We start from the raw sequence: 14,983 nt of genomic DNA, 5'->3' as shown, positions 1-14,983 counted from the left end.
TGATTAGAATTTCCTTTTATATGAGAACATCCATATAAGATGAGCAAATAGTAGATATGAAGTACTTTAGAGGGAGTTTTTGAAAGGGGAAAACAATGAAAAAAATATCACAATATGTATTGGACAATTGGTATTTCTATGCATTTGCCATTCTATGCATGGTGCTTCAGGTTGGACTTGATATGCTTTCACCACAAATTACGAAGAAAATTATAGATGATGTAATCGGAAACGGACAAATTGAGTTGCTTACAAAATTACTTGTTATGATATTCATGATAGGTGTAGGTAGATGTATCTTTGGTTATTTAAAAGAGTTTATATTTGATATGATAAGTGCAAAAGTGGCAGAAGATATGAGAAAAAGATTGTTTCAACATATACAAAGTCTGTCAATTGGTTTCTTTAACGAAACAAATACCGGAGAAATAATGGCACGAGTGAAAGATGATATAGACAAAATCTGGTCGGCACTTGGATATATCAGTATGCTGATCATTGAAGTTACAATACATACAACAATAATTCTGTTTTGCATGTTTCAATTAAATTTTAAGTTATTTATGATACCAGTGATTGCAATGCCAATCGTAGGTTTTCTAGCTATTAAAATGGAAAATAAATTAGGAGGAATCTATGAGGCGATTAGTGAGGAAAACGCGGTTTTGAACACAGTTGCACAGGAAAATCTGGCAGGGGTGCGAACGGTAAAAGCTTTTGCAAGAGAAAAATTTGAAATTAGTAAGTTCTTATCACATAACAAAAGATATTATAAATTGAATATGAAGCAGTCTAAGGTGCTGGTTAAATATCAGCCTATGTTTCAATTCATTACGAAGCTTCTTCCGATTGTTGCAATTGTGTATGGAGGAACACTTGTTATAAAAGGTGAAATCACACTTGGAACGCTTGGCGCAGCCGTAGAATATTGCAGTAATATAGTGTGGCCAATGGAAATGCTTGGCTGGCTGTTTAATGATTTGGCATCTGCAATTGCTTCCAATAATAAAATTAAAAAAATATATAATGAAAAGCCACAAATAATTGAAATACCTGTTCCTATTATATTAGGAGAGGTTAAAGGAAATATCAAATTCGACAATGTTTCTTTAAAACTTGATAATAAATATATTCTGAAAGATATTTCATTTGAAGTGCAGGCAGGAAAGACAATTGGAATTATGGGTGCAACAGGAACTGGTAAGACATCTATTATTAATTTACTTCAGCGTTTTTTTGATGCAACAAAGGGAAGAATACTTCTTGATGGTATAGATATAAGAAAGCTTAGCCTACAGGAACTTCGCAAGAACATTGCATTAGTGATGCAGGATATTTTTCTATTTTCAGATACTATTAATTCAAATGTAAAACTAGGTAAAAGCAGTGTTGTACGAAATGAAGAAGTAAAGGAAGCTCTTAAAGAAGCACATGCAACTGGATTTATTGAGAAAATGGAAAATCAATATGAAACTTTAATAGGTGAACGTGGAGTAGGATTATCAGGTGGGCAAAAGCAAAGAATAAGTATTGCAAGAGCTATTGCAAAGCAAATGCCCATTTTAGTTTTAGATGATTCAACCTCTGCTCTTGATATGGAGACAGAATACATGATTCAAAACAATTTAAAAGAGTTTACAGATATTACAAAAATAATTATTGCGCATCGAATTTCAGCAGTAAGAAATGCAGATGAAATTATTATTTTAGAAAAAGGTAAAATAGCTGAACGGGGAAAACATGAAGAGTTGTTAGCACTTAAAGGCTTATATTATGAGACATATCATGCACAATATGGTGAAAAGCTTCGTGCATAGAGGGAGGTCTGTATGGCGATTAATACAGTAAAAGAAGATGAAAATCTGGAGACTGGATCCAGAAAAGCAACATTGCTCAGATTATTTCGATATCTGCTTGCATACAAGAAAAAAATCACTTTCGTTTTATTAATTATGTTTTGCTGTGTAACCATTACTTTAATAAATCCGCTTATCATCGAAAAGGCAATAGATGTCTATATTAAAAACAAAGATAGAAATGGACTTTTGCAATTGGGAACTTTTGCAGCCATTATTAACATAATGTTGGTCTTATTTATTAAACTGAGGATGTACATTATGGCTGAAGTCTCAAATAAGGTTTTGCTGACCATCAGAGAAGAATTATATTCACATATTCAGACCTTAAGCTTTCACTTTTTTGACAGCAGACCGACTGGAAAAATATTAGCAAGAATCATAGGAGATGTTAACTCTCTTAAGGAGGTACTTTCTAATAGTGTTACCACACTGATTCCGGATTTTATCACCATTTCTTCAGTAGTTATCATTATGTTTATTAAGAATTGGAGATTGGCTCTTGCAGCATTGAGCAGCTTGCCCTTAATGATTATAGGGGTTTGGGTGATACAAAAAAAGGCTCATACCAGATGGCAGATATTTCGCAAAAAAGGTTCTAATGTAAATGCATTTGTTCACGAGGATATATCAGGAATGTATATTATACAAAGTTTTGGAGCGGAAGAGGAAACGCAAGAAAACTTTGAACAACTGCTAGGAGAGTATAGAGAATCCTTTATTGATGCTGTTAAGTTTGCGGATGCATTTGGTTCTGTTATTGATTTCTGCTGGGGAATTGGCACATTGGCATTGTATTATGTAGGAGTAAAAATGATAGGAAGTGATAGGGTTGCAGTAGGAACATTGATAGCTTTTGGAACTTACATATCAATGTTTTGGCACCCTGTATTAAACTTAAGTAATTTCTATAATCAGCTAATTACCAATATTGCTGGAGCTGAACGAATTTTTGAAATAATGGATACAAAAGCTGACATTACGGATGACAGTGATGTAATGAATCTTCCACCAATCAAAGGAGAGGTAGAATTTAAAAAGGTTTCGTTTGAATATGATGAAAACAGTAAGGTACTTGAAAATGTCAGTTTTTGCGTAAAGACAGGTGAAACAATTGCACTGGTTGGACCGACAGGAGCAGGTAAATCTACAATTGTAAATCTTATCAGCAGATTTTATGATATACAAAAGGGTATCATCACAGTAGATGGATATGACGTAAAAAAGATTTCAATAGAAAGTCTTAGAAATCAGATGGGAATTATGACGCAGGACAATTTTCTGTTCTCAGGCTCGGTAAAGGACAACATCAGATATGGAAAGTTGGATGCAACGGAGGAAGAAGTAATTAAGGCTGCAAAAGCAGTGAATGCACATGAGTTCATTATGGAGATGGAAAATGGTTATGATACGATATTAAAGGAAAGAGGAGCTGGCTTATCGGTTGGTCAAAAGCAATTACTTGCCTTTGCAAGAACAATGATATCAGAGCCAAAGATATTAATCCTAGATGAAGCTACCTCAAGCATTGATACCCACACGGAGCTGTTAGTACAAGAAGGCATCGAAACACTGCTAAAAGGAAGAACCTCTTTTGTGATTGCACACAGACTCTCAACCATACAAAATGCGGATCGAATTTTTGTAATTGATAATGGTGGGATTATGGAACAGGGAAGTGAAAAGGAATTATTGGAACAAAAAGGTGTATATTACGAGCTGTACATGGCTCAATTTGCGAATGCAGTGTAATATAGGAACCAGATAGAAAGAAATTAATATATTAAGGATAGGATTTTATTTTATCAATAAATCTAAAAATGTTCTCAATAAGTGATTGACAAATACTTTTATTTCAATTATAATTCATGACATTGGACATAAAAAGGTCTAAATTAAAAACAAGTTTTATGCTTTGATAAGGGAGTAGTTGGCACAAGTGTGTAGTAAAATCAACATGATGATAGAACACTATCTGGTTTTACTTTAAATAATGAGACTTATCTGTGGTTATTCCACAGGTGGGTCTTTTTTTATTTCATTTCATAGGAAAGACCTTGTTGTTAACGTATAAAAGTTTTGATTCCTATGAAATAAAAACACAATGCGCACGAATGCAAGTGGAAAATGTCACTGCGTAACAGCATTCGGCGCGGCAAAGCGGTCAAATCCGCTTTGTACTGTAATGCTTTTGCATTAGGGTAGGATGAAAAGGAGAATAGAAATGAGTTTAATTGAATTATTTGTTTTAGCAGTGGGATTATCAATGGATGCTTTTGCAGTAGCTATATGTAAGGGTTTAGCAATGAAAAAAATCAGTTTTAAAAAAGCTTTGACAGTGGGGTTGTATTTTGGTATTTTTCAGGCGGTAATGCCTCTGGCAGGTTATTTATTGGGAATCCGGTTTCAAAGTAAAATCACAGCAATTGATCATTGGATTACATTTGTTTTACTTGGAATAATTGGAGCAAATATGGTAAAAGAAGCTATGAATCAGGAAAGTGAAGAGGCAGACGATTCTTTATGTTTTAAAAATATGTTTGTACTTGCAATAGCAACAAGTATTGATGCATTAGCAGTTGGAGTTACCTTTGCCTTTTTACAGGTAGATATTGTATCTGCTGTAAGCTTTATCGGATTAGTGACCTTTACACTTTCTGTAATTGGCGTGAAAATAGGAAATGTATTTGGTACAAAATACAAAGCAAAAGCAGAGTTGACAGGTGGAATTATACTCATTTTGATGGGATTTAAGATTCTTTTTGAGCACTTAGGTATTTTGGGATAACAAATAAGGAGAAATGAGTTTTTTTGTAAGAATAATTATTAAAATTTTATAAATATTTAAAAAAATCACTTGAAATACCATAAAATTATTTACATGTTCTATGAAAAAAGTTAATATTGATATATCTATTAACAAATTGATAAAACATGAATGTGGGGGAGTACAGGTTGGAAAGATTAAATCACATATCAGGTTTGGATACTTTAATTTCTGATAATTTACAAAATTGTACAACTAATATTTTGCAATGTCTTAGAATGTGCGATTTTAACAATAACAATAATGAGATGATAAAAATACTTGATAATAATGATTACTGGGGATTAATGGGTAGATATTTAGAGAAAGGCTTTCCTTTACAGTTTATTGATTTACAGTTATTGAATTTTTTAGGGTATACAAGCAAGGAATTTTTACAGGAAACAAATGGATTGGCTATTAATATAATTCATGAAGCAGATCGGGAACGTGTTGAAAAAACCATTTATGACCAAATTCAATTAAATCACAAATATGAGATAAAATACAGAATCATGAAAAAAAACAAAGATTATATTTGGGTTATAGATAAGGGGAAATCTGCAATTTCAGCAGAGGGAAAACACATAGTATCGAGTGTTTTAGTAGATCAGGCCAATCATTTGATGGCATTTAAAAAACTTCTGCAAGATAAAAAATTATGCGAACAGGTGGAAAGCCAGTCTAGATTTTTGCAGTCAATTTATCAAACCATACCTAGTGGAGTTGTTCAATATATAGAAGAGGATGGAATGAGGATATTAAATGCAAATGATGCTACTTTTGAGTTGTTTGGATATACAAGAGAGGAGTTTGCTAAAGAATTTCAAAATCGTATTGTACATATTATACATAAAGACGATTATGCATATATGAATCATACAATGAAAAGTATTCAACTCAATAAAACCAAAAAAGTAGAATACAGAATTATTACAAAGGGAAATAAAATAAAATGGATACATGCCGAGGCAAGCCGTTTGCTAAATGAGGATCAACTTGAAATTATACAGGTTGTGTATATTGATATCAGTGAGTTTAAAATTAAAGAATTAGAAAAAAGAATAAAAAATGCAATTGATAAGGATGCATTAACAAATTTTTACAGTAACAAATATGGTCAAAATTTAATACGCCAATATCTCAAAGAAAAAAGTGATGGGGAAGAATGTGTTTTATTTGTTCTTGATATGGATAATTTTGCATTGATTAATGATACATATGGAGTAATGTTTGGCAACACATTATTAAAAGAGGTAACCGAAATTATTCGAAAGGTAACAAAGCCTGAAGATATTTTGGTTCGTTTCGGAGGAGACGAAATATTAATTTTTCTTACGAACACCAATAGAAAGCAAAGTTTCGCTGTCGCGGATACATTATGTGAAAGTGTTAAAAAGATTTATTGCGGAGAAAATAAGGACATTAAAATGTCTTGCAGTATTGGTATAGCTGGAACAAAGCAGACTAGTGATTATGAAGAATTGCATAATAACGCAATCATGGCATTAGAATATGCAAAGCAGGTAAATATGGGGAAATACAGTTGCTACTACGATACGATGAGTATTGTGAATAAGGAAACAAAGGAAGAATATCTAAGTAAGCACTTAGTGCATGAAATCAAAGAAAATAGTAATGATATGGAACAAGATATTATTACATTTGCATTTGCTCTACTGGAAAAAACAAAAGATTTGCCAAGTGGTATTAATTTGCTGCTTTCGAGAATTGGAAAGCTCTATCATCTTGACAGGGTATCGGTAACTGAAATAGATGTAGATTACCTGAGCCTGCAATATACTTACCAATGGTCTGACGATGAATACTATTCAACAATAGGAAACACCTATTATTTAAGCAAGGAAATGTATTCACAGTTTGAAAGCATGTATGACAGTACTAACACAGGTGAGACAAAGAATGGTCTGTATAGTTTAAAATCGTGTATTCATAGTCCAATATATGAAAAAGGTATTTACCGAGGTTCTGTATGTTTTGAAAAGAATGCTGATGATTTTATTTGGTCGGAGGATATGAAGCGCCTATTAAAAGAGATTTCTAAAGTAATATCAACCTATACTTTAAAAATAAAAGCAGATAGTGTAAGTCAGGCAAAAACGGATTTTCTTTCCCGAATGTCTCATGAAATCAGAACTCCTATGAATGCTATTACTGGTATGACAAGCATTGCAAAAAGTGTAATTGAGGATAGGTCGAAGGTTGAAGAATGTTTGAATAAAATTGACTATTCAACTAAATATTTAATTTCACTTGTAAACGATATTTTGGATATGTCTAAAATAGAGAGTGGTAAAATGGTTATTTTAAATCAGAGCTTTGATTTGAAGAAATTGGTAGAAGAAATAGAAGTAATTATGCAGTCTCAGGTTGATGCAAAAAAAATTCATTTTACTATTGAAGAAAAGTATGATAACAGTATTCTAATAGGAGATGAGTTAAGACTCAGCCAAGTGTTAATTAATATTTTAGGCAACGCTGTAAAATTTACCGAAGAAAGAGGTTATATATTATTTAGAATTGAACAGCTAGTGCAGGAAGAAGATAGCGCTGTGATACGATTTAGTGTGAAAGATTCAGGCATTGGAATTAGCAAAGAGAATGTAAAACGTATTTTTAATTCCTTTGAACAGGCTGACAGTAATATTGCAAAGGAATATGGAGGAACTGGATTGGGCTTATCTATATCAAGTAATCTGGTACGTAAGATGGGAGGAAATCTTGAGGTTAAGAGTAAATACAAAAGTGGCTCAGAATTCTTTTTTACCATTAACTTTAGTCTTGGAAATACTGAAGATATCAATAAAAAGGAAAATAGTACAAATGAAGAAGAGGAGACTTTTGATTTTGGAGGTAAGCGTGTTTTAGTGGTTGAAGATAATAGCTTAAATATGGAAATTGAAAAGTCTTTATTAGAGATGACGGGCTGTATTGTGGAAGAAGCTAAAAATGGACAGGAGGCAGTAGAAAGCTTTAAAAAAAATCCTGTTAAATATTATGATCTTATCCTAATGGATATTCGGATGCCTGTTATGAATGGATTAGAGGCTACGAAGCTGATTCGCACTTCAGAGAAAGAGGATGCAAGAACCGTTCCGATTATAGCTACAACGGCAAATGCATTTGATGAAGACACTAAAAAGTCTATGGACAGTGGAATGGATGGACATATTAGTAAGCCGATAGAAATCAAATACCTATACGAAATGGTGAACAAAGCAATTAAATGCAGAAATAGCGCAGAAGAGAATAAGACAGGATAATGGGAGCAATATGAAGCCAATAAAAAGTACGGTTTTAGAGGAAAAGATATATCAAGAATATGATAAAAATCTTAGAAATTGGGGTATGCCATATGAGGAAACAATCGTAATAAATAAATTTGGGAACACACATGTCATATTGGCAGGAGATAAACAAAGCATGCCACTGATTATGCTACACGACGCATCAGCCAACTCTTCCATCATGTGGTCTGCTAATATTACTGAGCTTAGTAAAGAATATTATTGTGTTTTAATTGATATACTGGGAAGCCCTGGAAAGAGTATTCCCGGAAAGAGATATTTTAATGATTTGAATCACCATGCATGGCTGGACTCTGTTTTAATGGAGCTTAATATTGAAAAGTGTTATGCGATAGGTGTTGGGATGGGGGCAGATATCCTGCTTAATTATATGGTATATAATCCGGATATTATAAAAGCAGTTAGTATAGAAGGAGGATTGAAGTTAAACAGATTTAATACCATTCTTCCTTTCTTTGGTTTTGAAAGTAGAATTTCTTCCAAAGAATTTCTTTTGAAGAAATTAATAAGACATGTTAAAACAGATCAAAATGTTGTTAGCCGGCAAAGGGAAATTTTCTTTCATTTCTTGCTATTGTCGAAAGCGTATAATCCCTGCATCATGAAATACCACAGGTTAGAAAATTATAAGATATTTGAGCTTAAACAACTTAAGGATAAAATCTTATTTTTATTTGGAGAAAGAGGAATTGATGATAATCTGGAGTTAATCAATCAGGTAATTCAGAGTGGATTTAATTATACCATTGTAGAGGATGCTGGTCATATGTTATTGCTTGAAAAGCCTGAAATAATCAACTCTTATCTGAATCAGTTTTTTGATAAGGTATAGGCAGCTTTGTACTTTACGAAAGGATAAAAAGGCTATGGATAAAAAGAATTTTAAATCTTATAGAATAAAAGTAACAAATGCTAACATTTTAATTGTAGATGATAATGATATTAATTTGCAAATCTTGTCTACAATATTATCATATTATGGGATCAAAGTTACTACAGCTATAAGTGGTTTTGATTGCTTAGCAATTATAAAAGAGGCTAAAATAAAATTTGATTTAATTTTTATGGATCAAATAATGCCTGAAATGGACGGCTATGAAACTTTAAGAAAAATAAGAAAGCTTCCAGATACTTATTGTAAAAAACTACCGGTGATAGCTTTGTCAGCAAATGATGATAAAGATGCAAAGAAGATATTTATAGAACAAGGTTTTAGTGATTATATGAGAAAGCCCATTGATCGAAATCTATTAAATAATTGTTTATTAAAGTATATTTCCGGTGATAAAGTTAGTATGGAAGAAGTAGATGATATAAATGCATATCCGATTTATACCTTTCAAGTAAAGGGGATTGATACAAAGCTTGGACTACAATATTCTAACTGGGATATAGATTGCTATGTAAATATTTTAAAAAGTGTATGCAAGGAAGCCAAAGAATGTAAGCAACAAATCAATGACTTTAAGGAAAAGAAAGATTGGAAAAGATATGCGATTATAGCGCACGGATTAAAGGGAGTAGCAGCAGGCATAGGGGCTGATTATTTTTCCTTAAGAGCCAAGCGGCATGAGCTGGCGGCACAAAAAAAAGATATTCAATTTATTAATTGTGATTTTCAAGAATTCGTAAAAGATTACGATACATTAGTTTATAATATTCAAAGTGTAATTATGAGGGAAAAATGGAATGAAAAGCCTCTCACTCATATTAATAAGACACTTCAAATGGTAGAAGTAATGGAAATAATTGAGCTTATTGATAATTACGACAAGGATATGGCATTGGATAAGCTTCACATATTGAAACGATATCAATTAACAACTCAACAAGAACAATATATCCATGAGGCTACAGAATTGCTGGAAGAATTAGAGTATGAGAAAGCAAGCAGTATACTGCACTCGTTATTAGGTGAGGAAGAAAATATTTAATTTAAAGGCGGGTATAAATTATTGCTTGACAAGCTACGGTATTATTGTATACAATAATACCGTAGCTGTTTTGCGTTAACGTGAAAAGTTAATTGCAATTTTGCAATAGGCTATGTACAACTGCTGCATAGATTGAAAAGAAAAGGAGTAAAATATATGGAAAACAGACCGGTAAAAATGAACAATCACACAAATCTTCTTCAATTAGAGGAACATATTTATAATCTTGTAGATGTACAAACACCAAATGTGTACAGAAATTTATTTCCATATGATGAAGTACCTAAAATTGCATTTAATGATAGGATCGTGCCACATAATATGCCGGAGGAGATTTGGATTACAGATACTACCTTTCGAGATGGGCAGCAGTCAAGAGCACCTTACAAAACGGAGCAGATTGTTAAAATATACGATGATCTTCACAGATTAGGTGGACCAAAGGGCATTATCAGGCAGAGTGAATTTTTCTTATATAGTAAAAAGGATCGAGATGCGGTATATAAGTGCATGGAAAGAGGCTATCAATTCCCAGAAATAACAAGTTGGATTCGGGCAAATAAAAAAGATTTTGAGTTGGTAAAAGAAATCGGAATGAAAGAAACAGGTATTTTAGTAAGCTGCTCAGACTACCATATTTTCTTTAAAATGAAAATGACCAGAAAAGAAGCTATGAACCATTATTTAAGTGTTATCCGAGAATGTCTTGAAACAGGTATCAGTCCGCGCTGTCATTTAGAGGATATCACGCGTTCAGATATTTTTGGTTTTGTTATCCCTTTTTGTCTGGAGCTTATGAAATTAATGGAAGAATATAAGATACCTGTCAAAATCAGAGCATGTGATACAATGGGTTATGGTGTAAATTTTGCGGGATCGGTTATTCCACGTTCTGTTCAGGGAATTATTTATGGATTAATCACACATGGCGGTGTTCCTTCAGAGCTGATTGAATGGCATGGACACAATGACTTTTATAAAGCGGTGACAAATTCAACAACAGCTTGGCTTTATGGAGCTTGTGGTGTCAATTGTTCTTTATTTGGTATCGGAGAGAGGACGGGGAATACCCCGATTGAAGCAATGGTATTTGAATATGCACAGTTAAAAGGTACGCTTGATGGAATGGACACTACAGTAATTACGGAGCTTGCAGAATATTTTGATAAGGAAATAGGTTATCGGGTACCAGAAAGAACTCCGTTTGTAGGTCGAAATTTCAATGTAACCAGAGCTGGAATTCATGCGGATGGACTTTTGAAAAATGAAGAGATATATAATATTTTCGATACGGACAAATTTCTTAACAGGCCTGTACTGGTTGCAGTTTCTAATACATCGGGATTAGCAGGAATTGCTCATTGGATTAATACATATTATAAATTAACAGCAGACAAACAGGTAGATAAAAATTCGCCATTGGTTCAAATTGTCAAGGAATGGGTAGACGAAGAATACGAGGATGGACGTGTAACGGTGTTGACGGATGAAGAATTAATTGATGTTATTACAGAAACTTGTATTAAATTAGGAATTTCATTGAAAAAATAATGAAAATCTTATATTATATAATAAAGATTCTTATTGACCAAATTACAGAATTTTTACATTATATAATAATTTAGGAGGAATTTGACTTGAGTAATCATGAACTTCAGAATGAAGTTACAGACAAATACTCCTTACGCGGTCGAGTGTTCAATCGAATACGAGAGGACATATTAGCAGGCAAATTCAAACAAAATGAAGAATTAAAGGAAACTGCTATTGCTGGCGATTTAGGAGTCAGTAGAACACCAGTAAGAGAAGCATTAAGACAGCTTGAATTAGAAGGCTTAGTTAATATTATTCCAAATAAAGGAGCTTATGTAACCGGTATCACTGCCAAGGATATAAAGGATATATATAGTATCCGCTCTTTGCTTGAGGGCTTATGTGCCAGATGGGCAACCGATTATATTACAAAGGAACAGTTGGAAGAGCTGGAGGAAATCTCTTACCTTTCGGAGTTTCATTCGAAGAAAAAGCATTATGAGCAGGTATTAGAGCTTGATAATAAATTCCATGAAATTCTATATCAGGCTTCTAATAGCAAGCAATTGCATCATATGCTTTCTGATTTTCATCATTATGTGCAAAGAGTAAGAAAAATAACACTTTCTTCGGATGCACGTATAGTGAATACTAATGAGGAACACAAAAAGATTGTAGAAGCATTAAAAGAAAAAAATCCGGATAAAGCAGAATTTTTGGCTAATGAACATATTATGAATACAATTAAAAACATAAGTGACTGTGGATTGGAAAATATTTTAAAACAAGCAGATGAATAATGAATACTAGGAGGAAATTGGCGTGGAGAAAATTAAAATGGCAACACCACTTGTAGAGATGGATGGAGATGAAATGACAAGAATTCTTTGGCAGATAATAAAGGATGAATTGTTAAATCCATTTATCGAACTGAACACAGAATATTATGATCTGGGGCTTGAGTACAGAAATGAGACGAATGATCAGGTAACCGTTGATTCAGCAGAGGCTACTAAGAAATATGGAGTTGCTGTAAAATGCGCAACAATTACACCCAATGGTGCCAGAATGAAAGAATATTCTCTTAAGGAAATGTGGAAAAGCCCAAATGGAACGATAAGAGCTATCTTAGACGGTACTGTATTTCGGGCACCAATTGTGGTGAAAGGAATTGAACCTTGTGTGAAAAATTGGAAGAAGCCAATTACAATCGCAAGACATGCCTATGGTGATGTATATAAAGGATCTGAGATGAAGATTCCGGGAGCAGGCAGAGCTGAAATTGTATTTACCGCTTTGGATGGAAGTGAAACAAGAGAGCTTATTCATGAGTTTCAGAGTACAGGTATTGTTCAAGGAATGCACAACTTAAATGATTCCATCGAAAGCTTTGCAAGAAGTTGTTTTAAATTCGCATTAGACACGAAACAGGATTTATGGTTTGCTACTAAGGATACGATATCTAAGAAATATGACCATACGTTTAAGGATATTTTTCAGGAAATATATGATGCAGAATATGATAAAGCTTTTCAGGAAGCAGGAATTGAGTATTTCTATACTTTAATTGATGATGCGGTTGCAAGGGTGATGAAATCAGAAGGCGGTTATATCTGGGCTTGCAAGAATTATGACGGAGATGTTATGAGTGATATGATATCCTCTGCATTTGGCTCGCTTGCAATGATGACCTCCGTATTGGTGTCTCCGGATGGCTACTATGAATACGAAGCGGCTCACGGAACGGTACAAAGACATTATTATAAGCATTTAAAGGGTGAGGAGACTTCTACCAATTCTGTTGCAACGATATTTGCATGGACAGGAGCATTAAGAAAGCGCGGTGAAATGGATCATAATCAAGCCTTGTCTGATTTTGCTGATAAGCTTGAGGCAGCTAGCATTAAGACAATTGAGGCAGGTAAAATGACAAAGGATTTAGCATTGATAACCACGATAGAAAATCCAGTAGTTTTAAACAGTGAGGACTTTATTAAGGCAATACGCACTACTTTAGAAGAAATGCTTTAGCTAAAACTTTCGTAACGCTTGTGCCAAATGGTACAGGCGTTATTTTTTTCATAGGAAAGACCTTGTTGTTAACGTATAAAATTTTTTGTGATATAAGATTAGAAATAAGAGGGATAATGATGAAAGGAAATATGACACAGGGAAATGTTTCTAAGAATATTATTAGATTTGCAATACCAATGATTTTAGGAAATATATTTCAGCTTACCTATAATGCAGTGGATTCTATTATTGTAGGAAGATATGCAGGAGAAGAGGCACTAGCTTCCATAGGAACAGCTAATCCGATTATGAATATTGTAATGTTCTTTATTATTGGGATATGCTTAGGTGCATCAATATTAATGAGTGAATTTTTTGGAGCAGGAGATTTCAGCCGGCTGAAAAGAGAAGTATCGACTACTATTATTGCAGGCGGTATATTTACCATTATGGTTGCAATGATCGGCTTTATGCTTACCCCACTTTTACTTCGGATGATTCAGACTCCTGATGAGATTATTCATATGTCATCTAGCTATTTGAGAATTATTTTTGTGGGACTTATATTCACATTTTTATACAATATATATGCAGCATCATTAAGGAGTATAGGAGATTCCAAAACACCAATTTATTTTCTTATAGCGTCAGCCATTTTGAATGGATGTCTTGATATGATTTTTGTTGGCGTCATGAATCTGGGAGTGACAGGTGCAGCATTTGCAACCATTATTGCAGAATCACTATCTTGCATCTTGTGTATTCGATATGTGTATCGGAAAATTCCACTGCTTCAATTAAAACTTAATGAATTTGTTTTTGATAGGGCATTAATCAAAAAAACAGTTAGTTACAGCTGGGCCACCGCAATGCAACAGACTATTTTGCAGATAGGAAAGGTATTGGTTCAAGGAGCCGTAAATCCGCTGGGAGTAGACAGTATTGCAGCTTTTAATGCCGTAAATCGCGCGGATGATTTTGCATTTATGCCACAGCAAAGTATAGCTTCGGCAATGACTGTTTTTATTGCTCAAAACAGAGGTGCAGCCAAGAATGAAAGAATCAAAGAAGGATTTCGCAGGAGTCTTATCATAGAAATAGTTTATTGTATCATTTTAATGATTGTTATGCTTATTTTTGCAAGAATTTTTATGGGACTATTTGTTACAAATTCTTCTAGCCAGATTGTGATACTTGGTACTACCTATTTAAGATATATGGCATTTTTCTATATTATTCCTGGTTTTACTAATTGGCTTCAGGGATATTTTAGAGGAATGGGTGAAATGAAAATAACTTTTTACTCAACTACTGTTCAGATTATTTTTAGAGTTATATTTGTATATGCATTCATTCCGATAGCGGGATTTACTGGTATTGCCTATGCTTGTCTGGGCGGCTGGATTGCGATGCTATTATATGAAGTACCTGCTTATTATAGATATACAAGGAAGAAACAATCAAAAAATAAGGCATAAAATGGTAAGAATACTGTGCCTTATTTTTTGATAA

The 14,983-nt window shown here is 33.5% G+C and carries 10 protein-coding genes; all 10 read left to right on the top strand.

The window, feature by feature from the left end:
• Nucleotides 1-95: 95 nt before the first annotated feature.
• The 10 genes from C8E03_RS03855 (at nt 96) to C8E03_RS03810 (ending at nt 14,949) form a co-directional block, all read left to right on the top strand.
• The gene (locus C8E03_RS03855) at nt 96-1,817 is read left to right on the top strand and encodes an ABC transporter ATP-binding protein (RefSeq protein ID WP_110290324.1); all 1,722 of its coding nucleotides are present in this window, start codon (nt 96-98) and stop codon (nt 1,815-1,817) included.
• A gap of 12 nt (nt 1,818-1,829) precedes the next feature.
• On the top strand, nt 1,830-3,608 hold the full coding sequence (locus C8E03_RS03850) for an ABC transporter ATP-binding protein (protein ID WP_110290323.1): 1,779 nt from the start codon (nt 1,830-1,832) through the stop codon (nt 3,606-3,608).
• 472 nt (nt 3,609-4,080) lie between these two features.
• Nucleotides 4,081-4,644, top strand: coding sequence for a manganese efflux pump MntP (locus C8E03_RS03845; protein WP_094377922.1), 564 nt, complete (start codon nt 4,081-4,083; stop codon nt 4,642-4,644).
• Nucleotides 4,645-4,811: 167 nt separating this feature from the next.
• A complete protein-coding gene (locus C8E03_RS03840; protein WP_170122882.1) occupies nt 4,812-7,946 on the top strand; it encodes a diguanylate cyclase domain-containing protein in 3,135 nt (1,044 codons plus the stop codon).
• Between the two features lie 10 nt (nt 7,947-7,956).
• The gene (locus C8E03_RS03835) at nt 7,957-8,823 is read left to right on the top strand and encodes an alpha/beta fold hydrolase (RefSeq protein WP_094377870.1); all 867 of its coding nucleotides are present in this window, start codon (nt 7,957-7,959) and stop codon (nt 8,821-8,823) included.
• Nucleotides 8,824-8,857: 34 nt separating this feature from the next.
• Nucleotides 8,858-9,925: a response regulator gene (locus tag C8E03_RS03830; protein ID WP_110290322.1), complete on the top strand. Its 1,068-nt coding sequence runs from the start codon at nt 8,858-8,860 to the stop codon at nt 9,923-9,925.
• 156 nt (nt 9,926-10,081) lie between these two features.
• Entirely contained in the window at nt 10,082-11,476 is a 1,395-nt protein-coding gene (locus C8E03_RS03825; RefSeq protein ID WP_094377868.1) for a beta/alpha barrel domain-containing protein, read from the top strand.
• 86 nt (nt 11,477-11,562) lie between these two features.
• Nucleotides 11,563-12,258 (top strand): GntR family transcriptional regulator, encoded by a 696-nt coding sequence (locus C8E03_RS03820; protein WP_094377867.1) that lies wholly within the window; start codon nt 11,563-11,565, stop codon nt 12,256-12,258.
• Nucleotides 12,259-12,280: 22 nt separating this feature from the next.
• Nucleotides 12,281-13,489, top strand: coding sequence for an NADP-dependent isocitrate dehydrogenase (locus C8E03_RS03815; protein WP_110290321.1), 1,209 nt, complete (start codon nt 12,281-12,283; stop codon nt 13,487-13,489).
• Between the two features lie 62 nt (nt 13,490-13,551).
• Nucleotides 13,552-14,949 (top strand): MATE family efflux transporter, encoded by a 1,398-nt coding sequence (locus tag C8E03_RS03810; protein WP_408609905.1) that lies wholly within the window; start codon nt 13,552-13,554, stop codon nt 14,947-14,949.
• The last annotated feature ends 34 nt before the right edge of the window (nt 14,950-14,983 follow it).

The sequence above is a fragment of the Lachnotalea glycerini genome (genome assembly GCF_003201285.1).
Taxonomy (GTDB): Bacteria; Bacillota; Clostridia; order Lachnospirales; family Lachnospiraceae; genus Lachnotalea; species Lachnotalea glycerini.
Note: the sequence above shows the minus strand (reverse complement) of the source record. Positions and strands in the feature narration are given on the sequence as shown.